The 22,395-nt window shown below is 71.7% G+C and carries 24 protein-coding genes and 1 pseudogene; 19 read left to right on the plus strand and 6 right to left on the minus strand.

Translation table 11 applies throughout. The annotated features are described in order from the left end of the window. The 4 genes and pseudogenes from ABZ919_RS04160 to msrB all read left to right on the plus strand — a co-directional run. A pseudogene (locus ABZ919_RS04160) lies at positions 1-380 on the plus strand (hypothetical protein); the annotation flags it as partial. Beyond that, the gene (locus ABZ919_RS04165; RefSeq protein WP_361242533.1) at positions 377-886 is read left to right on the plus strand and encodes an RDD family protein; all 510 of its coding nucleotides are present in this window, start codon (positions 377-379) and stop codon (positions 884-886) included. The pseudogene ABZ919_RS04160 and the gene ABZ919_RS04165, both read left to right, overlap by 4 nt. A gap of 231 nt (positions 887-1,117) precedes the next feature. Further along, positions 1,118-2,506, plus strand: coding sequence for a UDP-N-acetylmuramate--L-alanine ligase (murC, locus tag ABZ919_RS04170; RefSeq protein ID WP_361242536.1), 1,389 nt, complete (start codon positions 1,118-1,120; stop codon positions 2,504-2,506). Positions 2,507-2,520: 14 nt separating this feature from the next. Continuing rightward, positions 2,521-2,928 carry a peptide-methionine (R)-S-oxide reductase MsrB gene (msrB, locus tag ABZ919_RS04175; protein ID WP_361242539.1) on the plus strand — a complete coding sequence of 136 codons (408 nt, stop codon included), beginning with the start codon at positions 2,521-2,523 and terminating at the stop codon, positions 2,926-2,928. A 44-nt stretch (positions 2,929-2,972) separates the two neighbouring features. On the opposite strand, the gene ABZ919_RS04180 is transcribed toward msrB, so the two are convergent. After that, a complete protein-coding gene (locus ABZ919_RS04180) occupies positions 2,973-3,218 on the minus strand; it encodes a DUF5133 domain-containing protein (protein WP_361242542.1) in 246 nt (81 codons plus the stop codon). A gap of 265 nt (positions 3,219-3,483) precedes the next feature. Beyond that, the gene (locus ABZ919_RS04185) at positions 3,484-3,909 is read right to left on the minus strand and encodes a DUF6003 family protein (RefSeq protein WP_361242545.1); all 426 of its coding nucleotides are present in this window, start codon (positions 3,907-3,909) and stop codon (positions 3,484-3,486) included. 292 nt (positions 3,910-4,201) lie between these two features. On the opposite strand from ABZ919_RS04185, the gene ABZ919_RS04190 reads away from it, so the two are divergent. After that, positions 4,202-5,047: an RNA polymerase sigma factor SigF gene (locus ABZ919_RS04190; protein ID WP_361242547.1), complete on the plus strand. Its 846-nt coding sequence runs from the start codon at positions 4,202-4,204 to the stop codon at positions 5,045-5,047. A 177-nt stretch (positions 5,048-5,224) separates the two neighbouring features. Here the strand turns inward: ABZ919_RS04190 and ABZ919_RS04195 are convergent, their stop codons facing one another. Beyond that, positions 5,225-5,662: an ATP-binding protein gene (locus tag ABZ919_RS04195; RefSeq protein WP_361242550.1), complete on the minus strand. Its 438-nt coding sequence runs from the start codon at positions 5,660-5,662 to the stop codon at positions 5,225-5,227. 286 nt (positions 5,663-5,948) lie between these two features. On the opposite strand from ABZ919_RS04195, the gene ABZ919_RS04200 reads away from it, so the two are divergent. From ABZ919_RS04200 to ABZ919_RS04215, 4 genes are all read left to right on the plus strand, one after another. After that, positions 5,949-6,752, plus strand: coding sequence for an alpha/beta hydrolase (locus ABZ919_RS04200; RefSeq protein WP_361242553.1), 804 nt, complete (start codon positions 5,949-5,951; stop codon positions 6,750-6,752). Continuing rightward, positions 6,752-8,050, plus strand: coding sequence for a SpoIIE family protein phosphatase (locus ABZ919_RS04205; protein WP_361242856.1), 1,299 nt, complete (start codon positions 6,752-6,754; stop codon positions 8,048-8,050). The genes ABZ919_RS04200 and ABZ919_RS04205 overlap by 1 nt, the downstream gene beginning before the upstream one ends. Further along, entirely contained in the window at positions 8,047-8,385 is a 339-nt protein-coding gene (locus tag ABZ919_RS04210; protein WP_361242556.1) for an STAS domain-containing protein, read from the plus strand. Before ABZ919_RS04205 ends, ABZ919_RS04210 begins: the two co-directional genes overlap by 4 nt. A 305-nt stretch (positions 8,386-8,690) precedes the next feature. After that, positions 8,691-9,455 carry a hypothetical protein gene (locus ABZ919_RS04215; RefSeq protein WP_361242559.1) on the plus strand — a complete coding sequence of 255 codons (765 nt, stop codon included), beginning with the start codon at positions 8,691-8,693 and terminating at the stop codon, positions 9,453-9,455. Positions 9,456-9,515: 60 nt separating this feature from the next. Here ABZ919_RS04215 and ABZ919_RS04220 read toward each other — a convergent pair whose 3' ends face one another. Further along, positions 9,516-9,848: a helix-turn-helix transcriptional regulator gene (locus ABZ919_RS04220; RefSeq protein ID WP_361242562.1), complete on the minus strand. Its 333-nt coding sequence runs from the start codon at positions 9,846-9,848 to the stop codon at positions 9,516-9,518. Positions 9,849-10,467: 619 nt separating this feature from the next. Between ABZ919_RS04220 and ABZ919_RS04225 the strand changes: the two genes are divergently transcribed. The 7 genes from ABZ919_RS04225 to ABZ919_RS04255 all read left to right on the plus strand — a co-directional run bounded on the left by ABZ919_RS04225 (position 10,468) and on the right by ABZ919_RS04255 (position 16,953). Beyond that, positions 10,468-11,682: a SpoIIE family protein phosphatase gene (locus ABZ919_RS04225; protein ID WP_361242565.1), complete on the plus strand. Its 1,215-nt coding sequence runs from the start codon at positions 10,468-10,470 to the stop codon at positions 11,680-11,682. Positions 11,683-11,881: 199 nt separating this feature from the next. After that, positions 11,882-13,219, plus strand: a complete 1,338-nt coding sequence (locus tag ABZ919_RS04230) for a ferredoxin reductase family protein (RefSeq protein WP_361242568.1) — start codon at positions 11,882-11,884, stop codon at positions 13,217-13,219. 16 nt (positions 13,220-13,235) lie between these two features. Next, positions 13,236-13,658, plus strand: a complete 423-nt coding sequence (locus ABZ919_RS04235) for an FMN-binding protein (protein ID WP_361242571.1) — start codon at positions 13,236-13,238, stop codon at positions 13,656-13,658. A gap of 1 nt (position 13,659) precedes the next feature. Then, on the plus strand, positions 13,660-14,382 hold the full coding sequence (locus ABZ919_RS04240; protein WP_361242574.1) for an FAD:protein FMN transferase: 723 nt from the start codon (positions 13,660-13,662) through the stop codon (positions 14,380-14,382). A 125-nt stretch (positions 14,383-14,507) separates the two neighbouring features. Next, complete coding sequence (locus ABZ919_RS04245) at positions 14,508-15,638, plus strand: ABC transporter ATP-binding protein (protein ID WP_361242576.1); 1,131 nt, start codon at positions 14,508-14,510, stop codon at positions 15,636-15,638. Then, the gene (locus ABZ919_RS04250; RefSeq protein WP_361242579.1) at positions 15,635-16,288 is read left to right on the plus strand and encodes an ABC transporter permease subunit; all 654 of its coding nucleotides are present in this window, start codon (positions 15,635-15,637) and stop codon (positions 16,286-16,288) included. The genes ABZ919_RS04245 and ABZ919_RS04250 overlap by 4 nt, the downstream gene beginning before the upstream one ends. Next, entirely contained in the window at positions 16,285-16,953 is a 669-nt protein-coding gene (locus ABZ919_RS04255) for an ABC transporter permease (RefSeq protein WP_361242582.1), read from the plus strand. The genes ABZ919_RS04250 and ABZ919_RS04255 overlap by 4 nt, the downstream gene beginning before the upstream one ends. A 228-nt stretch (positions 16,954-17,181) precedes the next feature. Here ABZ919_RS04255 and ABZ919_RS04260 read toward each other — a convergent pair whose 3' ends face one another. After that, entirely contained in the window at positions 17,182-17,346 is a 165-nt protein-coding gene (locus tag ABZ919_RS04260) for a hypothetical protein (RefSeq protein ID WP_361242585.1), read from the minus strand. 197 nt (positions 17,347-17,543) lie between these two features. Between ABZ919_RS04260 and ABZ919_RS04265 the strand changes: the two genes are divergently transcribed. Beyond that, positions 17,544-18,506: an ABC transporter substrate-binding protein gene (locus tag ABZ919_RS04265; protein WP_361242588.1), complete on the plus strand. Its 963-nt coding sequence runs from the start codon at positions 17,544-17,546 to the stop codon at positions 18,504-18,506. 144 nt (positions 18,507-18,650) lie between these two features. Here ABZ919_RS04265 and ABZ919_RS04270 read toward each other — a convergent pair whose 3' ends face one another. After that, positions 18,651-19,106, minus strand: coding sequence for a TerB family tellurite resistance protein (locus tag ABZ919_RS04270; RefSeq protein ID WP_361242591.1), 456 nt, complete (start codon positions 19,104-19,106; stop codon positions 18,651-18,653). 170 nt (positions 19,107-19,276) lie between these two features. Between ABZ919_RS04270 and ABZ919_RS04275 the strand changes: the two genes are divergently transcribed. Both ABZ919_RS04275 and ABZ919_RS04280 read left to right on the plus strand, forming a co-directional pair. Beyond that, a complete protein-coding gene (locus ABZ919_RS04275) occupies positions 19,277-19,645 on the plus strand; it encodes a metalloregulator ArsR/SmtB family transcription factor (protein WP_361242594.1) in 369 nt (122 codons plus the stop codon). Further along, complete coding sequence (locus tag ABZ919_RS04280) at positions 19,635-22,343, plus strand: HAD-IC family P-type ATPase (protein WP_361242596.1); 2,709 nt, start codon at positions 19,635-19,637, stop codon at positions 22,341-22,343. Before ABZ919_RS04275 ends, ABZ919_RS04280 begins: the two co-directional genes overlap by 11 nt. The last annotated feature ends 52 nt before the right edge of the window (positions 22,344-22,395 follow it).

Here is a 22,395-nt window from a genome sequence, read left to right on the forward strand (position 1 = left end):
TCGCCCGGATCGACGCGGACGCCGTCCTGGCCCGTACCGATCCGGACGCGTTTCTCGACCGTGTCGACCTGGACGCGGTCCTCGCCCGGGTGGACCTGGACGCCGTGGCGGACCGGGTGGACGTCGACCGGATCGCCCGGCGGATCGATCCGGACGCGCTGCTGGCGCGGGTGGACCTGGCGGCGTGGGCCGAGCAGGTTCTGGAGGAGCTGGACGTCGGGCGGATCGTCCGGGACACCGGTGGCAGCATCACCGCCGAGACGCTCGACGCGTTCCGCGAGCGGAACGCCCGGGCCGACGGGTTCGTCGACCGGATGACCGACCGGCTGCTGCATCGCCACGGGCCGGACGAGGCGGGCAGGAGGGGGAAGGCGCCATGACCTCGGTGACCCGCACTCGGGGCCAGGTGGCCGTCCAGGGGCTGCCGGCCGGGATCGTCACCCGCCTCGTGGCGGCCGGCATCGACCTGCTCGTGGTGCTCGCGACGGTCGCGGCCCTCCATCTTTCCTACGCGGCACTGAGGTACCTCCTGTTCGGGCCGCCGTTCGCACTGCCCGAACTGGGTGCGTGGGGCGCCGCGGGATACGGCTGCGCCCTCATGGCCGGCTATCTCGCGGTCGGCTGGGGCACGGCCGGGCGGACCGTCGGAGACACCATGATGGGAGTGAGGGTGACCGCCCGTTCGGGAGCCGTCCTCACCCCCGTCGCCGCGGTGCTGCGGGCCGTCCTGTACGTGGTCTTCCCGCTCGGCCTGCTGTGGGTGGCCGCCGGCCGGCGCCGGGCCTCCGTGCAGGACCTCCTGGTCGGCAGTGTCGTGGTGTACGACTGGTACGGCCACGCCGGGACCGCCGTGCCCCGTCCGCCCGGCCGGACCGGGGACCGGTGATCACCGGCCGTTCCGGGCCGAACCGCCGTCCCGGAGGAGCGGTTCCACGTCACGGGGAAGCGGTGCCCACCGGCGCACCCTCCGCCCCCGGGCGGGGCGCGGCCACGGGGGCGCAGGCCCAGCGTGAGCGGGTGGCCGGTGGCGTCGCCCGCCCCTTGCGCGAGGCCCGCTTCCGAGCGCATAGGCTAGGGGCCCGCTCAGCCTCGTACCGGAGATCTTGGGGAGAACCAGATGGCACCCGGCCTTCCTGCCGCCATGGACCGACCGCACTTCATCGGCATCGGCGGCGCCGGGATGTCCGGGATCGCCAAGATCCTCGCCCAGCGCGGGGCACGGGTGGCCGGCAGCGACGCCAAGGAGTCGGCGACCGCGGAGGCGCTCCGTGCGCTCGGGGTGACCGTGCACATCGGGCACGCGACCGAGCACCTCGCCGACGACGCGAGCTGTGTCGTGGTGTCCTCGGCGATCCGCCAGGACAATCCCGAGCTGGCCCGCGCCGCCGAGCTGGGCATCCCCGTGGTGCACCGCTCCGACGCCCTCGCCGCGCTGATGGAGGGGCTGCGCCCGATCGCCGTGGCCGGAACCCACGGCAAGACCACGACCACCTCGATGCTGGCCGTCTCCCTGACCGAGCTGGGCCTGAAGCCGTCGTACGCCATCGGCGGCGACCTCGACGCCCCCGGCTCCAACGCGCTGCACGGCGAGGGCGACATCTTCGTCGCCGAGGCGGACGAGAGCGACCGCAGCTTCCACAAGTACGCGCCCGAGGTCGCCATCGTCCTCAACGTCGAGCTGGACCACCACGCCAACTACGCCTCGATGGGCGAGATCTACGAGTCCTTCGAGACCTTCGCCGGGAAGATCGTCCCCGGCGGCACGCTGGTCGTCTCCGCCGACCACGAGGGCGCGCGGGAGCTGACCCGGCGGCTCGCGGGTTCCGTGAGGACGGTGACGTACGGCGAGGCCGAGGACGCCGACGTGCGGGTGACGGCCGTCGTACCGCAGGGGCTGAAGAGCCGGGTCACCGTGATCCTCGACGGGCAGGAGCTGACCTTCACCGTCTCCGTGCCCGGACGGCACTACGCCCTCAACGCCGTCGCCGCGCTCACCGCCGGTGCCGCGCTCGGCGTCCCGGCCGTCGAGCTGGCGCCCGCGCTCGCCGCCTACACCGGGGTCAAGCGGCGCCTGCAGCTCAAGGGCGAGGCCGCCGGAGTGCAGGTGATCGACTCCTACGCCCACCACCCCACCGAGATGACCGCGGACCTGGAGGCCATGCGCGCCGCCGCCGGCGACTCCCGCATCCTCGTCGTCTTCCAGCCGCACCTGTTCTCCCGCACCCAGGAGCTGGGCAAGGAGATGGGCCAGGCCCTCGCCCTCGCCGACGCCTCGGCGGTGCTGGACATCTACCCGGCCCGCGAGGACCCGATCCCGGGCGTGACCAGCGAGCTGATCATCGGTGCCGCGCGCGCCGCGGGCGCCGACGTCACCGCCGTACACGACAAGGCCGGGATCCCCGGGGTGATCGCGGGAATGACGAAGCCCGGCGATCTCGTTCTCACCATGGGCGCGGGCGACGTGACAGACCTGGGCCCGCTGATCCTGGACCGCCTGTCGCAGTAAAGGGGCTGAGGCTCATGTCGTACGACGTCGAGAAGCCGGACGAGCAGTGGCGCGCGGAGTTGAACCCGGCCGAGTACGCCGTGCTGCGCCAGGCCGCCACCGAGCCGGCCTTCACCGGTGAGTACACCGACACCAAAACCAAGGGCGTCTACGCCTGCCGCGCCTGCGGTGCCGAACTGTTCACCTCGGGGACGAAGTTCGAGTCGCACTGCGGCTGGCCGTCCTTCTACGACCCCAAGGACACCGACGCGGTCGAACTGATCGAGGACCGCTCCCACGGCATGGTCCGCACCGAGGTGCGCTGTGCTCGCTGCGGGTCGCATCTCGGTCATGTGTTCGAGGGGGAGGGGTATCCCACTCCGACGGACCAGCGGTACTGCATCAACTCGATCTCGTTGCGTCTGGCGCCGGACGAGGAGTGACGGGACGGAACCCGCGCTGAGGCGCCGTTGCCCGGAGGCCGGTGTCAGGCAGCCAGGACCTGGGTGGTCCTGGCTGCCGCACGGCGGTCCGCACAAAGCTGTTCCAGGAGGGCGTCGGCGGCGATGAGGGCCTGATCCACCGACTGGGTGCCGGTCATGACGCACAGCGTGTAGGAGGTGTCCTCCAGTTCCCGGCTCGAGTGACCGGTGGGCTGCAGGTCATGGCGGAAACGGGCCTCGGCGAAGCGGGCCAGCACGGTGCGCAGTTCCTTCTCCGCAGGCAGCAGCACAGCAACAACCTCTCTCGACAGGCGGGCCGTTCCGTCGGGCCCGCGGCAACTGCGAGCGCGCACCCGCCATCGTGCTCGCACGCTCTGGGCGCGATGCGAGGTGCCGCCGCAGCCGAAAAGGAGCAGATGCCTCCTTTGGAGGAGCAGAACGCCTCCTCCGGCGAGTCGTTTGCCCCCGACAGATCACCGTATGCACGGCTGCTGCCGCGGGACGGCTGCTGTCATCCGCCGAAGCACACGACCGGGGCCGAAGCACACGACCGGGTCAGTCGCCGACGGCTCGGACGACGTCCTGTGGGTCCAGGCCGGTGAGTTGGGCGATGCGCGGCGCGGGGATGCCGGCGGTGAGGGGGCGGTGGACGAGCGCCTGCCAGTCCTGGGTGGTGTCCCGGAAACCGAGCAGCTCGGACTCCATGTCCGTCACCGACCTGGGCGCACACGCGTGCTCCACCCGCAGCGTCTCCTCCTCGCTGAGGGGGACCGGCAGTCGCTCGGCCCCCTCGGGGACGAGCACCTCGGCTCCCGCCGGGACGACCCTGACCCGCTCCGAAGAACGGGGGATCCCGTGGGCGTGAAGCCAGCCCAGCACCGCTGGGCTCTCGGCACACTCCAGCTCGCCGACCGCGGACAGGGCCGCACCCACAAGCGGATGGCGCTCAGGCACAACGAACAGCAAGGCATCGTCGGCCATAGCCTGACACCCCTCTCGGAGAAGCTGGGCAGGGACCTCATCACTACCCCCTCGCAACGCGCTGTGCCCGCATCGGCATCGCCCACTCACTCAGAGGATGGCCGGGCGGACTGCATGGACGCATTCCCGCGCCACGCACCCCCGTACGGAGGGCACCACTCCGGGAAGGGAACGCTGCCCGCGCGTTCGTACGGTCGTGGGTGTACAGGCAGGATGAAGGGGTACACGCGGCGCTGTCGGCCCGTGCGGGCGGGCAGCGGCGCTTGGCTTCGATCTCGGGAGGGGAAACGTTATGGCGTTCACCAGTACGGCGGCGACGGAAACGCAGACCAGCGAGCTGCCGGAAGTCGCCGATCCCTCTCAGGTGGCACCGAAGGACGCCCGCGAGCTGTCGCGGCTGTTCTTCAGGCAGTTGGCGGTGCTCGAGGAGGGCACGCACGAACACAGCTACGCCCGCAACACGCTGATCGAGATGAACATGTCCCTGGTCCGCTATGCGGCCGGCCGGTTCCGCAGCCGGGGGCCGGAGGAGATGGAGGACATCGTCCAGGTCGGCATGATCGGCCTGATCAAGGCGATCGACCGGTTCGAGCTGTCACGGGAGGCGGAGTTCACCTCCTTCGCCATCCCCTACATCGTGGGTGAGATCAAGCGTTTCTTCCGCGACACCACCTGGGCCGTGCATGTGCCGCGCCGGCTGCAGGAGGCCCGCGTCCAACTGGCCCGGGCCACGGAGGAGCTGCGCAGCCGCCTGGACCGCAATCCGACGGTCAAGGAACTGTCGGAACTGATGAGCCTGCCCGAGGAAGAGGTACGAGAGGCCCGGCTGGCCGCCAACGGCTACAACTCCGCCTCCCTGGATGCAGCGATCGGCACCAGCGAGGACGGCGAAGCCGCCCTGCAGGACTTCATCGGCGTCGAGGACGGAGCACTGGAACTGGTCGAGGACTTCCACGCCCTCGCTCCACTGATCGCCGAACTCGACGAGCGGGACCGGCGGATCATTCACATGCGGTTCGTGGAGGAGCTCACCCAGGCGCAGATCGGCGAACACCTGGGGGTGTCCCAGATGCACGTCTCCCGGCTGCTCTCGCGCTGCCTGGCCCGCTTGCGGGAACGCATGCTCATCACCGAGTGATGAGGGGCCCTTCCCTGCGGGGAGGCCTGGTATCGACGGTGACCTGACACACACTGACTTCCCCCGCGGGGCTCGGCCGTCACCGGCCGGGCCCCGCAGGCGCAGGCACATCCGGACGAGCGGGCGACGGGCCGCAACAGGAACCGCGCCGCCTTTGGCCCTGTCGCCGCTCCCGACTCATCCCTGGCCGCTGGTGCCGTCCCGAGCGGGTGCGGGCGGCTGGAAACAGGCGCTGACGTTCTTGCCGCGAGGGCACGGATAGGCCTCCCAGTCATCGGCGAGGGCATCGACCAGGAGCAGCCCCCGTCCTCCGAGGGCACCGTCACCGGCGTGGCGTTGTTCTGGCAGCCGGGTCGAGCTGTCGTGCACGGTCACGTGCAGGCACTCCTCGTCCCAGGTGAGGATGAGCTGCGCGGCGCTGCGGGCGTGGACGTGCGCATTCGTGATCAGCTCGGACACGGTCAACACGACCGCGTCCACCAGATCCGGCGCGGTCCGCTCCCAGCCGAGCGACGCCACGTGCGCACGCGTCCAGTCCCTGGCCGCCTTCACCCCACTGCTGACCGGCAGCGAACGCGCCCATCCCACGGCTCTCAATGACGAGTTCCGTTCCACTGTCCCTCCTTCGATCGCCCACCGTGCTTGTTTCGTCTGCCCGCTCGTCGGGAGACACAACGTGAGCCGAGGCGAACGACACGAGACGCGTGCGAGGCCGAGACGCGTGCGAGCCCGAGACGCGTGCGACGGCCGACGACACGAGTCGTGGGCACTGCCTTCTGACCCGGCCGTGACCGCCCCGCCGAAGCCCGTTCGTGAGGGTGAAAGTGAAGGTGACGGGCGGGGCACGGGGTGCTCGAGAGCCGTGTCGGGGCGGTGGTCGGTGCCTGAGAGACTGGCGGGTATGGACATCGCTCGCAGGAACAACGTCACCGTCACCGGCAACCCGCACGGGTCTGAGGTGGTGCTGGCTCATGGGTTCGGCTGTGACCAGAACATGTGGCGGTCGACGGTGCCTGCCCTGGCCCGTGAGCACAAGGTCGTGCTGTTCGACTACGTGGGTTCGGGCCGCTCCGACTCGTCCGCGTTCTCGGAAGGCCGTTACGCCTCTCTGGACGGGTACGCCCGGGACGTGGTGGAGGTGTGCGAAGCACTCGACCTGCGCGATGCGGTGTTCGTGGGCCATTCGGTCAGCGCGATGATCGGGGTGCTGGCCGCCGGCCTGGCTCCGGAGCGGATCGGTGCGCTGGTGATGCTCGCGCCGTCTCCGCGGTACATCGACGACGACGGTTACCGGGGCGGCTTCAGCGCAGAGGACATCGACGAACTGCTGACGTCGCTGGAGTCGAACTACCTGGGCTGGTCGGCGGCGATGGCTCCGCTGATCATGGGGAACCCCGAGCGGCCCGAACTCGGCGAGGAGCTGAAGAACAGCTTCTGTGCCACCGATCCGGACATGGCGCGCGTCTTCGCCCGGACCACGTTCCTGTCGGATTCCCGGGACGATCTGAGGAGAGTGAAGGTGCCGACGCTGGTGCTGGAATGCACCGACGACGTCATCGCCCCCCGGGAGGTCGGCGCCTTCGTCCACGAGGCGATACCCGGCTCGTCGCTGGTCACCTTGGAGGCGACCGGGCATTGCCCGCATCTGTCCGCGCCCGAGGCCACCAATGAGGCGCTCATGGACTTCCTGGCGGGTCTGCGATGATGTGTCGCGCCGACCAGCAGCCCGACTCGCAGGACGCCGACGACGAAAAGCGGGCGGACGCGGCGTTCGCCGCACTGCTGGAGGACAGCGCAGAGGACCTGTACGAGTCCGCGCCGTGCGGCTATCTGTCCACCCTGATGGACGGCACCATCGCGAAGATCAACAGCACCCTGTTGGACTGGCTCGGCCTGGAACGGCAGGCGGTCGTGGGCCGGATGCGGTTCGTCGACCTGCTGACCGTGGGCGGCAAGCTGTACCACGAGACCCACTTCGCGCCGTTGCTGCGGATGCAGGGCGAGATCAGCGGGATCGCCCTGGACATCAAGCAGGCGGGCGGCGGCCGCATACCCGTGCTGGTCTCCTCGGTGGTCAAGCACGGCAGTACCGGCGAGCCACTGCTGATCCGCACCACCGTCTTCGACGCCCGGGACCGCCGCGCCTACGAAGAGGAACTCCTGCGCGGCCGGAAGGCGGCCGAGGAAGCGCGCAGACAGGCCGAAGCCGATCGCGCCCGGCTGCAGGACGCCCTCGCCGTGCTCCAGCAGTCGCTGCTGCCCGACAGCCTGCCGTCGGCGCCGGGCATGGAGACGGCGGCCTCCTACCACACCGCCTCGCCCGACCGGCTCGGCGGCGACTTCTACGACGTCTTCCCCGTCGACGGCAAACGCTTCGCCTTCTTCCTCGGCGACGTATGCGGCAAGGGCCCCCAGGCCGCCGCACTCACCTCACTGACCCGCTACACCCTGCGCGCCGCCGCCCTGCACGACCCCGACCCCGTCGCCGCCCTGACCACCCTGAACAAGGTGCTCCACGAGCGCTACGCCGGCAGCGGCGACCCGCGCTACTGCACCGCCGTCTTCGGCACCCTCGAACCCGACCCCACGACCGGGCAGGTCACCGTTCACCTCGCCTCGGGCGGCCACCCGCCGGTCCTCGTCCTGCGCGGCGACGGCACAGCCGACTACCTGCCCACACCCGGCGGCCTCCTCGTCGGCGTCCTGTCCGAGGCGCGCTTCACCACCGCCACCACCACCCTCGCCCCCGGCGACACCCTCCTGCTCTACACCGACGGCCTCACCGAAGCCCGCACCGGCAAGGACCGCACCACCCTGTACGGGGACGAGGCCCTGCTCGCCTTCGCCACCGACCACGCCGGCGAACCCCCGCGCACCGTCATCCAGGCCCTGACCGCCCTGCTGGACGGCTTCGGCGACGGCCTCGACGACGACACCGCCCTGCTCGCCCTCGGCGTCCCCGCCCGCCCCGCCACCTGCCCTCCGACGAGAAACCCCGAATGAGCCCGCTGAAGATCACCGCCCGAGACGCCATGACCGGTCCCGTTCTGGAGATCATCGGCGAACTCGACTACGCCCACGCCGCCGAGCTGCGCGAACGGCTCACCACCCTCACCCTCGAACCCGGCCAGCGCCTGGTCCTGGATCTGGCAGGCATGGAATTCTGCGACTCCAGCGGCATCACCGCCCTGATCGCCGCCCGCACCCACGCCCACGCGGCGCAGGCGGAGATCGCGCTCGCCGCGGTCCCCGCGCACACACTGCGCGTCCTGCACATCGTCGGCCTCGACCAGGTCTTCGCCCTCCATCCCGACAGCGGCACCGCCATCCGCTCCTGATCGACGGATGTCTTGCGGCCGGTCGCGGCCGATCAGGTGGGCGGCCGCCGCACGACGAGCGGATGACCGGTCGGTCAGACACGCTGGCCAATTGTCGCTCAAAGTAACGGCGTGGTATCACGTTGGCTGACATCATCAACTCCACTCGCGGCAGCTCTCGGCGACGCGTGCGCGGCGAGAGGGCTGGGCGCTGGTGTGACATGTGCCGAGAGGGAGGCCTTTGGGATCCGCACGTTGACGGCGGTCCGGGGTGTCCGTGGAACGTCTTGGGGGCGCCGTCGATGAGTTGGCTGCACCACACCTGGTTGGTCGATTACGCGTTACCCGCTGCGGTGAGCGCGGCCATCGCCTGGGTGGGGCTGGCACGCGAGTTCTCCGGCAAGGGACGGCTGTTGGGCAGCTTCGCGTCGTCCGGTCTGGTGCTGCTCGTGCTGGCGCTGATGGGTGCGGTGGCGGCCGGCGCGGTGGTGCTGCTGCCGCACGCGGCGTCGATCCCTCCGGTGGTTGCGGGCGCGGCGACGGGGGCCACCGCGCTGCCCCGGCGGAAACAGGACGAGACAGCGCAGCCGTACGTCAAGTTCATGACACTCGGCATCGCTCTGGCCAGGGAGCGGCTGGTGCAGCGCGTGCACCTCGACGCCTGTACCTGGTCGGACCGCTTTCTTCGCGGTATCGACACGTCTGCCCAGCTCAGGGTGTTCGTCCACGATCTCAAGCTGTACCTGCTGGAGCGGCATCCGCTCGCCTCCGAGACCAAGGCCATCAACGCCATCTACGCGGACGTGCAGACGGCGATCGACGTGGCGCTGGACGTGCAGACCCGGGTCGCCGAGGCGTGCCGTCAGGCTGAGCGCGAGCCGACGGACGACGAACTCATCGCCCGGCGGCAGGCGTTCGGGACCGCGCTCGCGCAGTGCGGACACCTGCTGCGCTTCGCGTACGTTCACGGCCGCCGGAGCGAGAACGAGGAGCTTGAGGCCCTGTGCGCGAAGGCGACGTCCAAAGACGCGTTCCACAGCCCGGCGCTGCCGTCGCAGCGGCGCTGGTTCGACCGATGGCTCACCCGCTGAAAGAAGGCGGGTCAGCCGTGAGCGGCTACAGCTCTGCGACACGAGCGCCGCTCCCGGCGCTCAGTGATGGGCCGGGAGTCCGCTGCTCCTGACGGGCGACGCATCCGCGCTGCCACGGGCCTTGGCGTCCGTCGGCTGCGGCCGGGCGCAGAAGGTGATCTGGACGTCGGCGTCCAGCGCCTCCGCCACGGCGGCGAGCGTCCGGACCGTCAGATTCGCGTCACCGGACATGATCTGGCTGACCCGGCCGGGGCTGACCCCCATGGCCGCCGCCAGATCGGAGCGGGTCTTGCCCTGCCCTGCCAGCAGGCCGGCCAGCGAGGCCGTCGCCTGCCTCGCTATCCGGGCAGCCGCTAAGTTCGTCCGGCTCTCTTCACGGGCAAAGATGCCCACGATCCACCCCCAACTCATGGAGAGACAAGGCTTGCTGCCACTCCATCAGCATGCCACCTTTAGCTATGACTAAAAACTCGGTTGGTGAGAAATCTACGCGCACCGTTCCCCGCGCGAGGCGCTGACCTGCAGTGGTCCATAGCAAAACTGACACAAAGTCACCCTTTCGGCGGACACCGACCCCGTCGAGCCGGTCGAGGACCGCTTCCACGGCGTGATCCGTGCCGAGGGGTGCTGCCGACGCCCTCCGAGGGGGCTGACTCCGCCGGTGCCCTCCCGGTCGATCAAGGCGCCGGAGGCCGTTTCGAACAATCGGCACTTCGAATCTTGAAAAACGCATGCTTGGCGGGGCCCGTCCGGTCGAAGATGAACGCCATCGGACACCGGAGCGTGGCTCGTGCCATGGCCTGGGGCTGCCGAGGGTGCTGGGATCGCTGAGGCTGGTGCCCCACTCGCTCCGGTTTGAGATTCTGTGAGGGTGTTGGGTGTGGCGCGCTGGATCCAGTCCCGTCGCAGGTCTGTACCTGCTGACAGCGGCCACCACCGCGACGACGGAGACGGCCTCGAGGGCACCGCGGCCTCCGCGAGGACCAAAGGCTCCGCGGAGGCCGCGGAGGGTGTGCCGACTGCCGACGGTGCGGCTGCCGGGGCGTCGCGGAGCGTGCTGCGGGAGGTCCTGGCCGGAATCGGGACGACCCTCGACGAGGCCACGACCTGCGCCGAGCTGACCCGGGCCGCCGTACGGCTGGCCGGCGGAACGGCCGCCGTGATGCGCCGGACCGGCCGGACCATCTCCGGGTACGAGGCGATCACCGGGGACGCCGACGCCCTGCCCGAGGCCCGCTGGGCCGTCGCCGTGGCCCGCGATGCGGGCGTCCCCGAGCTCGGCAGCCAGCCGGAGCCATGGGTGGTGCACCAGGGCGCCGGCAGCGGCCGTGCTGCCCTGTGCGCGCCGCTGACCAGCGGAGACGACGGGTACGGCGTCCTGGTCTGGGCGCGTCACGGACAGCCGCTGAGTGAGGCCGAGGCCGAGCTGCTGAGCATGCTCGCCGAACGTGCCGCCTCCCACATCCGGCACGCCCGTGCCTACGCGAGCGTCAACCAGACCGCCGGCGACCTGCAGCGCGCCCTGCTGGCCGAGCCCGGCCGCCCCCACCCGAACCTCGACATCGCCATCCGCTATCTGCCCGCCGGAGGCGGTGTCCTGGTCGGCGGCGACTGGTGCGAGACGGTACGGCTGCACTTCGGGCGGACCCTGCTGGTCGTCGGTGACGTCATGGGCCACGGCCTGGAGGCAGCCGTCGACATGAGCGCGTACCGTTCCTCGCTGCGCTACATCGCCTCCGCCGACCTGCCCCCGCACCGGGTGCTGCGGCAGATGGACGAGATCGCCTCCCGGGAGGCGGACCTGAGGCCCGCCACCTGTCTGCTCGCCCGCGTCGACCCGGGGCGCGGCCAGGTCACGCTGGCCAGCGCCGGGCATCTGCCGCCCGTGCTCATCACCCGGGACGGCGAGGCCTCGATCGTGCCCGTCCCCGTCGGACCGCCGCTCGGCACCGGGCTCGGCGGCTACGAGTCGGCCACCCTTCCGCTCGCCGAGGCGCAGACCCTGGTGCTGTTCACCGACGGGCTCGTGGAACGCCGCGGTGAGGACATCGACAGCTCCCTGGCCAGGCTGTCCGCGGTCCGCTTCCCCGTCGGCAAGGGCCTGGAGGACGTCCTGGACACCATCCTCGGCCGGCTGGACGCCCGGCACGCGGAGGACGACGTCGCCGCGCTGGCCGCACGCCCGCACGCCCGGGCGGGGGCCTCGGCCGACGCCGCCTCGTCGTAGCACCCGGGTCGTCCGGCGCCCGGGGGCCCGTGTCTGAGCCCGCCCCTGCGGAAGCACTCGTCCGGCCCCTCCTGAGGTGCCGGCCCCCGCCGGCCCTGTCGATACTCGAGTGACAGTCGTCCGACAGGAGATCGACAGGAGATCGACAGCAACGCCGGGCGAAGCTCGTCAGCCAGGACCCGATCAAGGAGCAGCGTCCGTGACGACCCTCCAGACCCGTCCCGCGCCCCCCACGACTTTCCGCCCCCGGACGGTGGCCCGCACCGGGCTGTACGCCCTGCTGGCCGCCAACGCGGCCGTGGTGGCCTGGTTCTTCGCCCGTGCGGGATTCGCCTCGAACACACTGATCGTGCTCGGCCGCCTCGCCGGTCTCTGCGGTGCCCTCCTGATGGCCTTCCAGCTGCTGCTGGTGGCCCGGCTGCCCTGGCTGGACCGCCGGATCGGCATGGACCGGCTCACCTCCTGGCACCGCCGGACCGGCTTCGGCGTCCTGTGGACGCTGCTCACCCACGCGGTGTTCATCACCTTCGGCTACGCACAGGCGTCCTCGATGGACCCGGTGAACCAGCTCGTCAACCTCGCCGAGACCGTCGAGGGCGTGCTGCGCGCCATCGTCGCGCTGTCGCTGATCATCATGGTCGGCGCCGTCTCGGCCCGCTGGGCACGCCGCCGGCTCGCCTACGAGACCTGGCACTTCCTCCACCTGTACACCTACGCGGCCGTGGTCCTCGCCTTCACCCACCAGGTCGCGGCCGGTACGACCTTCACCTCGACGCCCGCCGCGAAGACGTACTGGTACACGCTGTGGGGCAGCGCCCTCGGCTCGGTGTTCCTGGGCCGGCTGGTGCTTCCGGTGTGGCGGAACCTGCGGCACCGACTGCGCGTCTCGGCGGTCGTACCCGAGTCCGACGACGTCGTCTCCGTCTACGTCACCGGTCGTGACCTGGACCGGCTGCCCGCCCGGGCCGGTCAGTTCTTCCTGTGGCGGTTCCTCACCCGGGACCGCTGGTGGCAGGCCAACCCGTTCTCCCTGTCCGCCGCCCCCGACGGCCACACTCTGCGCCTGACCGCGAAGGCGACAGGCGACGGCAGCGCCGCCCTGCGCCTGCTCAAGCCCGGGACCCGCGTGTTCGCCGAGGGCCCCTACGGCGCCTTCACCACGTTGCACCGCACCCGCCCGGAGTCCGTGCTGATCGCCGGCGGCGTCGGCGTCACGCCGATCCGGGCGCTGCTGGAGGACCTCCAGGGGCACGCCGTGGTCATCTACCGGGTGGCCACCGACCGCGACGCCGTCCTCTACGACGAACTGTCCGACCTGGCCATGGTCAAGGGCGCCGAGCTGCACCTGGTGACCGGACCGGTCGTTCCCGACCTGCTCGCCCCGCGTGAACTGGCGCGGCTCGTGCCCGACATCGGCGACCGGGACGTCTTCCTGTGCGGGCCGCCCGGCATGATGGCCGCCGTGCTCCGCAGCCTGGCCGACCTGGGCGTACCCAAGCGGCAGATCCACTTCGAGCGCTTCAGCCTCGCGGGCTGAGAGAGGGCATCCGACCGTGAAGCGTGCCATTCCCGTCTTCGTCCTGACCGTCGCCGGCCTGATACCGGTGTGGCGCTACCACCCGTCGGGCGGGGCCCTCGACACCGCCCTGCCCGCGTCCACGCCTCCTCCCGTGCCGCCTTCCGCTGCTTCGCAGCCCCCGGCAGCCTCCTCGGCCTCCAAGGTCGTCCCGGGCACCGCGGTGAGCACCGAGAAGGGCGTCTTCCAGGTGGAGGTGACCTTCCGGGGCGACCGGATCGCCTCCGTGCGGATGCTGCAGGCGCCGCACCATCCGCAGACCCGATGGGCCGTACCCGAGCTGATCGCGGAGACGCTCAAGGCGCAGAGCGCCCACATCGACACGGTGTCCGGAGCCACGGTCACCAGCCGCGGCTACCGGGAGTCCCTCCAGGCCGCGCTCGACGCCAAGGGCGCCTGAGGTGCGCCGGGTCGAGCACGTCATGGGGTTCCCGGTCTCCCTGCGGATCGACGACATGGGTGACTTCGGCACGGCCGCGGACGAGGTGTTCGCCTGGCTGCGCCACGTGGACGCCCGCTTCAGCCCGTTCAAGCCGGAGAGCGAGGTGTCCCGGTACGGGCGCGGCGAGTTGGCGGCCGACGCGCTGAGCGCGGACCTGACGGAGGTCCTCGGCCTGTGCGAGCAGTACCGGACCGCGACCGGTGGTGCCTTCGACGTGCGGCTGCCCGGCCGGGGCCTCGATCCGTGCGCGGTGGTCAAGGGCTGGTCGGTGCAGCGGGCGGCCGGGCTGCTGACGGCGGCCGGGGCGCGGCGGTTCTGCCTCAACGCCGGCGGTGACGTGGTCGTCTCCGGCGGGCCGTGGCGGGTCGGGGTACGGCATCCGGAACAGTCCGGCCGGCTCTGCGCCGTGCTGGCGGTCACCGACGCGGCGGTGGCGACCTCCGGGCGGTACGAGCGCGGCGACCACATCCTCGACGGCCGCACCGGACGCGCCGCGACCGGGCTGCTCAGTCTCACCGTGGTGGCCCCGACGCTGACCGAGGCGGACGCGACCGCCACGGCGGGCTTCGCCCTGGGCGCCGACGGGCCGGGCTGGGCCGCCGCCCGCGCCGGCTGCGAGGTGTTCGCCGTCGACACCGAACGGCGCGTGGTCCGCACACCGGGCCTGCCGGTGGCGGCGTAACCGGCGCTCGCCCGCCCCGACGCCGGAACACTCGCGGTCTAGACTCTCCCCGCAACGGCCTGCGCAACGACGACCGTGGCCGAAAACGGGCGGAAATCCGCCAAACCCGAAGGGCATTCGGCGTTTTGATACGGATAGAGTCAGTCACGAAGCGGTATCCGGACGGCACGGTCGCGGTCGACCGGCTGTCGCTGGAGATACCGGACCGCGCGATCACCGTCCTCGTCGGCCCCTCCGGCTGCGGCAAGACGACCACCCTGCGGATGATCAACCGGATGGTGGAGCCCACCGAGGGCAGCATCCTCCTCGACGGCGCGGACATCCGGCAGCAGCCGGTCAACACCCTGCGGCGGTCGATGGGTTACGTCATCCAGAACGCCGGACTCTTCCAGCACCGCACCATCCTCGACAACATCGCCACCGTGCCCCGCCTGCTCGGCCGGTCCAGGCAGGAGGCCCGCGCCCGCGCCGCGGAGCTGATGGAGCGGGTGGGGCTGGACGGCTCGCTCGCCAAGCGGTACCCCTACCAGCTCTCCGGCGGCCAGCAGCAGCGTGTCGGCGTGGCCCGGGCGCTCGCCGCCGATCCGCCGGTGCTGCTGATGGACGAGCCGTTCTCCGCCGTCGACCCCGTGGTGCGCAAGGGACTCCAGGACGAACTGCTGCGCATTCAGGACGAGTTGGGCAAGACCATCGTCTTCGTCACCCATGACATCGACGAGGCGATCAAGCTCGGCACGATGGTCGCCGTGCTGCGCACCGGCGGCCGGCTCGCCCAGTTCGCCCCGCCCGCCGACCTGCTCAGCGCACCCGCCGACACCTTCGTGGAGGACTTCCTCGGCGCCGACCGCGGCATCCGCCGGCTGTCCTTCTTCCCGTCCGCAGACCTGGAGCTGCAGACCGCGCCGGTCGTCGCGATCGACGCGGACGCCGCGCAGCTCGCCTCCCGCCGCGAGGCCCCCTATCTCCTCGTCACCGACCTCGACGGCAGACCGCTCGGCTGGAGCGAACCCGACCGGTTCACCGCCGGGACCGTCGACCGGGACCGGCTCATCGACTGCGGAAGACCGTTCGTGCCGGGCACCGACTCGCTGCGCACCGCGCTCGACGGGGCGGTGCTCTCCCCGACCGGCTGGGCCGTCGCGGTGGACGGCGAGGGACGCGCTGTCGGCGTCGTGTCGCAGCAGGTCATCGGCGAGGCCATCCGCGCCGCGCACAGCCGGGTGACGCGCGACGCAGAGGTGAACGCCGCACCATGAACGGCTTCTTCGATCTGCCGAGCGACCTCCAGCACAGCTACCTCGGGCTCGTCGGCCTGCATGTGCGCGAAGGCCTGCTGCCGGTGCTGGCCGCGCTGCTCGTCGCGCTGCCCGTGGCCCAGCTCTGCGTCCGCTTCCGCTGGGTGTACCCACCCGTGCTCGGCATCACCACCGTCCTGTACTCCATCCCGTCGCTGGCCTTCTTCGTCGTCCTCATCGACTACTTCGGGCAGAGCGAGACGACGGTGATGATCCCGCTCGCGGTCTACAGCCTGGTCGTCCTCGTGCCGGGGATCGTGGACGGCGTCCGCTCGGTCCCCGCCGAGACCCTGGCCGCCGCGCAGGCCATGGGCTTCGGGCCCGTACGCCGCTACCTCCAGGTCCAGCTGCCCATCGCCGCACCCGCGATCATCGCGGGCCTGAGGGTGGCGGTCGTCTCCAGTTTCTCCCTGGTCAGCGTCGGTATGCTCATCGGCAACCAGGGTGCGCTCGGCAACATGCTCAACGACGCCACCACCTACCACCGCCCCGCTCTCGCGGTGAACTCGGTGCTGACGACGGCCCTGTTGGGCGTCCTCGCCGACGCCCTGCTGGTCCTCCTGCGCCGCCTGCTCACGCCTTGGATGCCGAGGAAGGGTGCCATCCGGTGAACGTCCTGAACTTCGCGCACGCCTTCTTCAGCGACAGCGCCCACTGGCACGGCTACGACGGCATCCCCACCCGGCTGGCCGAGCACGTCAAGTACTCCCTGGAAGCGCTGCTGTACGCCGCCGTGATCGGGCTGCCGGTCGGGCTGGTCACCGGTCACTACGGGCGCGGGGGCAACGCCCTCGCCCTGATCGCCACCGCGGGCCGGGCGCTGCCCAGCTTCGGTCTGCTGGTGCTGATGTTCATCTGGATCGGCTTCGGGCTGCTGCCGGTGATGATCCCGCTGGTCGTGCTCGCCGTACCGCCGATCCTGGTCACCACCTACGAGGCGATCCGCTCCGTCGACCCCTCGCCCGTGGACGCCGCGCGGGGCATGGGCATGTCCGGGGCGCGGGTGCTGTTCCAGGTGGAGGTGCCGGTCGCGCTCCCGCTGATCCTCAGCGGCCTGCGCACCGCGGCCATCCAGATCGTCTCCACCGCCACCATCGCCGCGTACGTCAGCCTCGGCGGCCTCGGCCGGTACATCATCGACGGTCTCTACCAGAAGAACTACGAGAAGGTCGTCGGCGGCGCCACCCTGGTCGCCGCGCTCGCCCTGGTCACCCTGGGCGTGTTCTGGGCGGCGTCCCGGATCACGGTGTCGCCGGGGGTGCGCCGCAGCGCCTGACGGCTCCACCCCCGCGGTCCCGGTCGCGAAGCGCTTCGGCATTCAGGTGAAGTCGGCCGCGGCTGCCTTCGGGCCGGCCGGGGCGGTGCCGCCGATGGGGTGTCACGTGTCGACGTGCTCACTGCTCGGCTCCTTCCGGGAGGTGGTCCCGGTCGTGCCGGGGGATGGCCGGGGCGCCGCCGGCGACCGCCTGCTGCGCGGCGCGGTAGCCGGACGTCGAGGGCCTGCCTATCCGGACTCGTAGCGCGCCGGGAGCGGGAGGGCTTGCTGGGGCCCGGCCCGGACCAGGTCGGTGAAGAGGTGGACCGGCAGTGAGGCGATGAGCGCCGGCGGGATGCCGGCCGGCAGGGTGTGCCTGCGCCGGAAGGGCCGGCGGTCGGCGAAGGCCCGCACACCGCACCGTTCCCGGGCGTGCCGTTCATGGTCAACTGGCTTGAGAATGCAGTGCTCTTGAGGGCGCGACGCGCCCGTCCGTCATCAAGAATCCGTCGCAAGGTGGCCGCTCGGCGCCCCCAAGCGGCCGCAGATCGAGGCCGATCGGTGATCTGCAGCCCTTGACTGACCCAGAACCGGCTGGATTGGATCGGCGGGTGACTTCCAACAACCGCAGCAGCAGGTCCATCCGGAGGAACCGAGGCGCGGCGGTGGTCGCCCTCGCGGCGGCGACGGCTCTGCTGGCGGGCTGTTCCTCCCACGACGACACCTCCGGCGGCAACCCCCTGACGGACAGCAAGGCGAGCGGCGACAGCGTCGTCGTCGGATCCAACAACTTCCCCGAGAGCACCCTGCTCGCCGACATCTACGGCGAGGCCCTCAAGGCCAAGGGAATCAAGGTCACTTACAAGCCGAACATCGGCAGCCGCGAGACCACCTACGGGCTGATCAAGAACGGCTCCCTCTCGGTGCTGCCCGAGTACAACGGTGCGCTGCTGGCCTACCTCGACCCGAAGGCCGCGCCGAAGACCGCGGACGCCACCACGACGGCCATCCAGGCCAAGCTCGACTCCAAGCTCACCCTGCTGCAGCCGTCCGCCGCGCAGAACAAGGACTCGGTCACGGTCAACGCGGCCACCGCGAAGAAGTACCACCTCACCGGGAAGTCGTCCGTCGCCGACCTCAAGGACATCGCGAAGGACCTGGTCTTCGGCGCCTCACCGGAGTTCCAGACCCGCCAGCAGGGCCTGGTGGGCCTGAAGTCGGTGTACGGCCTCACATTCAAGTCGTTCCGCGCGCTGGACGCCGGCGGCCCGCTGACCCAGGCGGCGCTGAAGAAGGACGCCGTGCAGGTCGCGGACCTCTTCACCACGGACCCGACCATCTCCAAGGAGAACTTCGTCGTCCTGCAGGACCCGAAGAACCTCTTCGGCTTCGAGAACGTCCAGCCGCTCGTCCACAAGGGCGCCTTGTCCAAGAAGGGCGCCGACGCTCTCGACGCGGTCTCGGCCAAGCTCGACACGGCGACCCTGCTGAACCTGGACACCCAGGTGCAGACCCAGAACAAGGACCCGCTGGACGTGGCCAAGGCCTGGCTGAAGTCCGCCGGTCTCGCCTGACGTCCGGCCCCGCGGGCCGGCCGTGGACGTGCCGACGCGGGTGCCCCCGGACACCGGGAGCACCCGCGTCGTGCTCGCCGGCACCGGCCTGCCGCTGTCCGGCCTGATACGGCTCGCCGAGGGCGATGTCGTGCGCCGGCAGGCTCAGAGGTCGAACTCGTGCGGCGGCAGGTCCAGCGTGTAGCACGCCTCACGCACCACGGCCTGTTCCGTCTTGTCGAAGTCGCCGTCGGCGCCGCCGATGACGATGCCGATCTGCACCACGGCCCGCGCCTCGGCCGGCTTCTTCTTCGCCTTGGCGATCTCCTGCAGCACACTCACCTTCCCGAAGGCGAAGTCGGCCGTCAGCTTGTTCAGGTTCTCCTCGAAACGGCGCCGCAGGTCGTCCGCCGGGAAGTTCTGCAGCACCTCGTTCGTCGCGATGAGCTGCGCCACGCGCTGCCGCTCCGACGGGTCCACGGTCCCGTCCGCGGCGGCCACGAGCGCGCACATCGCCATGCTCGCGTCGCGGAACGCGCCGCTCTTCAAGTCGTTCTTCTTCGCCACCAACTGCGTCTGCATCTGCGACGCCGACTCCTTGAGGCGGTCCCACAGGGCCATGCGCACTCCTCGTATCCCTCGTGCCGACGGCCAGGTGCTCCCCCCAGCGCACCGGCGGCGACTTCTGCAGCACCGTGGAAACTCCCGGGACCACCGGGAAGTTCCTGCGGCCTAGACTGAATCCCCGCACACGGACGGAACACAGGACGACGACACAGAGGAAGGCGACAGTGGCGACAGCGCCCGGCACCGGCCATCAGGACCCCTCCGCCGAGGTGCTCGCCGAGGCGGCCGCCGCCTTCGGACTGCTCGCCTCGCCCGCCCGGCTGCACATCGTGTGGGTGCTGATCCAAGGAGAGAGCGACGTCACCGGCCTCGCCGAGCGGGTCGGCGGTGCGCTGCCCGCCGTCAGCCAGCACCTGACCAAGCTGAAGCTCGCCGGGCTCGTCCGCTCCCGTCGCGAGGGCCGCCGTCAGGTGTACTTCGTGGACGCCGCCGGGCAGGCCGCCCTCGTGGACGTCGTACGCCTGCTGATCGACCGGCTCGCCGCACGCGCCGCGGACGTACCGGCCCCGGCCCGCCGCCTCCATGGCCTGTGAGCCCACGACCGGCCCGGTGAACGGCACCGCCCTGGAGGTGCTGCGGCATCTGGACACCGGCCCGCGCGGACTGACCGAAGCGGAGGCCACCGCCCGGCTCGCCACCCACGGCGAGAACACGCCGCCCCACCCGCGCACACCCTCCGCGCTGCGGCGCTGTCTGCGCGGCCTGCGCGACCCGTTCACCACCGTGCTCCTCACCCTCGGCGTGGTCTCGGCTTTCGTCGCCTCGTGGGGCACCGCCACGGTGATCCTCGCCCTCGTCGCCGTCAGCTGTGCGCTGCGCGCGGCCGGCGAGCGCCGCGCCGACCGCTCCCTCGCCGCCCTGCGCGAACTCGTCACCGGCACGGCCACCGTGCTGCGCCGCACCGACGACACCGCCGCCCCGCGCGCTTACGAGGTACCGGTGGCCGACCTGGTTCCCGGCGACGTCGTACGGCTCGGCCCGGGCGACCTGGTCCCCGCCGACGTACGCCTGCTGCGCTCCCGCGGCCTGACGCTGGGCGAGTCCGCGCTCACCGGCGAGTCCGCGCCCGTGCCGAAGGCCGCCACGGATCCGCCGGAGGCACCCGCCGATTCCCATCTGTGTTTCCAGGGCGGTGCGGTGGTGACGGGCAGCGCCACCGCGGTCGTCGTGGCGACCGGGGAACGCACCCGGTTCGCCGCCGCGCGGCGCACGCTCCGGCCGCGCGAGCCCAGCGCCTTCGACCGGTCCGTGCACGGCATCGCCCGGGTGCTGGTCCGGTTCATGCTGCTGACCCCGCCGCTGGTGCTCATGGCGGGCGCGGCGCTGCGCGGTCAGGGCCTGCAGACGCTGCCGTTCGCCGTCTCGGTGGCCGTCGGGCTCACCCCCGAGATGCTCCCCGTCATCGTCACCACGTGCCTCGCCCGAAGCGCCGCGCTGCTGGCCCGCACCCGCCGGGTCGTCGTACGGCGGCTGCCCGCCCTGCACGACCTCGGCGCGATCGACGTGCTGTGCGTGGACAAGACCGGAACCCTCACCCAGGACCGGCCCGTGGCCGCCCGGTCCCTCGGGCCCGACGGCGACGACGACCCCGAGGTGCTGCGCTGGGCCGCCGTCGGCGCCTGGTGGACCCTGCACCTGACCGAAACGCCCGCCCCCGACCCCCTCGACGAGGCACTGCTCGAGGTCGCGGGCGCAGTGGGGGAGGAGTACGACGGGCTCGCCGCCCTGCCCCTCGCACCCGGCCGGCGCCTCGCCACCGCCGTCGTCGCCGGCCGGCTCGGTCACGACCTGCTCATCACCAAGGGTGCCGCCGAGGACGTGCTGGAGCGCTGCGACCTGCCGGCCGCCGAACGGCAGCGGCTGCTGGCGCTCGCCGCACGCGAGGCGGGGACGGGGCTGCGCGTGCTGGCCGTCGCCACCGCCGAACGCCCCCGCCCCCGGCGCGGCCCGGCCCGGGGGACCCCCTTCGCCCGCGCCCACGCGTGCACGCCCGCCGACGAACGCGGCCTCACCTTCCGCGGCCTGGTCACCTTCCGCGACGAACTCGCCCCCGGCGCCGCCGAGTCACTGCGCAGCCTCGCCGCGCTCGGCATCGACGTCCACGTCCTCACCGGCGACCACCCCGCGACCGCGGCCCGCGTCTGCCGGGAACTGGGGCTGGAACCGGGCGAGGTCCGGGTTGCAGGTGGCGACGACGCAGCGGCGCCGGGCGGATCACGGGCGGTCAGGGCCGGCGCCGACGATGTACGGGGCAGGGCCGACGGGGTGTGGGGCGGGGCGGTGGGCCCGGTCGGCGCGGGTGCGTTCCCCGTCGGGAGCACCACGGTCGTCGCCCGCTGCACTCCCGAGGACAAGGCCCGTGTCGTCGCCGGGCTGCGGGCCGCCGGGCATACCGTCGGCTTCCTCGGGGACGGCGTCAACGACGTGGCCGCGCTGCTCGCCGCCGACGTCGGGATCGCGCCGCGCGGGGCTGTGGCGGTGGCGCGGGAGAGCGCCGATGTCGTGCTCGCCGAGAAGGACCTCACCGCCATCGGACACGCCGTCACCGCCGGCCGGGGCGGCAGCGCCAACATCGCCGCCTATCTGCGCGTGACGCTCTCCTCCAACCTCGGCAACGTACTGGCGATGCTCGCGGCCGGACTGCTGCTGCCCTTCCTGCCGATGCTCCCGGTCCAGGTGCTGGCGCAGAACCTGTGCTTCGACGCCGCCCAGCTCGCGTTCGCCCACGACCGTCCCGGTCCGCGGGAGCTGCGCCGGCCGACCGTGCTGCGGCCACCGGCCTTCCTGCGGTTCATCACCGGCTTCGGCGTCCTCAACGCCTTCGCCGACCTCGCCACCTTCGGCGTCCTCGCGCTCGCCCTGAACGGCCCCGACGCCCTGGACGACGAGGCCGTCTTCCACTCGGCCTGGTTCACCGAGAACCTGCTCACCCAGGCACTGGTCATGCTGCTTCTGCGGGGCGGCCGGCACCTCGCGAGCGACCAGGGGCAAGGACCGGCCGACGGGGCAGGACAGGTCCGCCGGCCCGGACCGGTCGGCTGGGCCGCCGCCTTCCTCGCCGCCGTCGGACTCGCCGTGCCGCCCAGCCCGCTGGGCGCCGCGCTCGGCCTGACCGCCCTGCCCGCCCCGTACCACCTGCTGCTCGCCGCGGTCCTCGGCCTGTACGCCCTGGCCCTGACCGTGGCCAGGTCCCGCCACGCACGGCGCCGGCCGTGGTCCCGGACCCGCTGACGCGGGTCCCTCATGCCGCCCTCCAGGTTGTACAGTTGCGCAAAACAGCAAG

Source organism: Streptomyces sp. NPDC046759 (assembly GCF_040645475.1).
Lineage (GTDB): Bacteria > Actinomycetota > Actinomycetes > Streptomycetales > Streptomycetaceae > Streptomyces.

Excerpts from the sequence above, each read along its gene's own strand:
- ABZ919_RS04165 (WP_361242533.1), top strand. The coding sequence starts at position 377 with ATGACCTCGGTGACCCGCACTCGGGGCCAGGTGGCCGTCCAGGGGCTG.
- murC (WP_361242536.1), top strand. The coding sequence starts at position 1,118 with ATGGCACCCGGCCTTCCTGCCGCCATGGACCGACCGCACTTCATCGGC.
- msrB (WP_361242539.1), top strand. The coding sequence starts at position 2,521 with ATGTCGTACGACGTCGAGAAGCCGGACGAGCAGTGGCGCGCGGAGTTG.
- ABZ919_RS04185 (WP_361242545.1), bottom strand. The coding sequence starts at position 3,909 with ATGGCCGACGATGCCTTGCTGTTCGTTGTGCCTGAGCGCCATCCGCTT.
- ABZ919_RS04190 (WP_361242547.1), top strand. The coding sequence starts at position 4,202 with ATGGCGTTCACCAGTACGGCGGCGACGGAAACGCAGACCAGCGAGCTG.
- ABZ919_RS04200 (WP_361242553.1), top strand. The coding sequence starts at position 5,949 with ATGGACATCGCTCGCAGGAACAACGTCACCGTCACCGGCAACCCGCAC.
- ABZ919_RS04205 (WP_361242856.1), top strand. The coding sequence starts at position 6,752 with ATGTGTCGCGCCGACCAGCAGCCCGACTCGCAGGACGCCGACGACGAA.
- ABZ919_RS04210 (WP_361242556.1), top strand. The coding sequence starts at position 8,047 with ATGAGCCCGCTGAAGATCACCGCCCGAGACGCCATGACCGGTCCCGTT.
- ABZ919_RS04250 (WP_361242579.1), top strand. The coding sequence starts at position 15,635 with ATGAACGGCTTCTTCGATCTGCCGAGCGACCTCCAGCACAGCTACCTC.
- ABZ919_RS04270 (WP_361242591.1), bottom strand. The coding sequence starts at position 19,106 with ATGGCCCTGTGGGACCGCCTCAAGGAGTCGGCGTCGCAGATGCAGACG.
- ABZ919_RS04280 (WP_361242596.1), top strand. The coding sequence starts at position 19,635 with ATGGCCTGTGAGCCCACGACCGGCCCGGTGAACGGCACCGCCCTGGAG.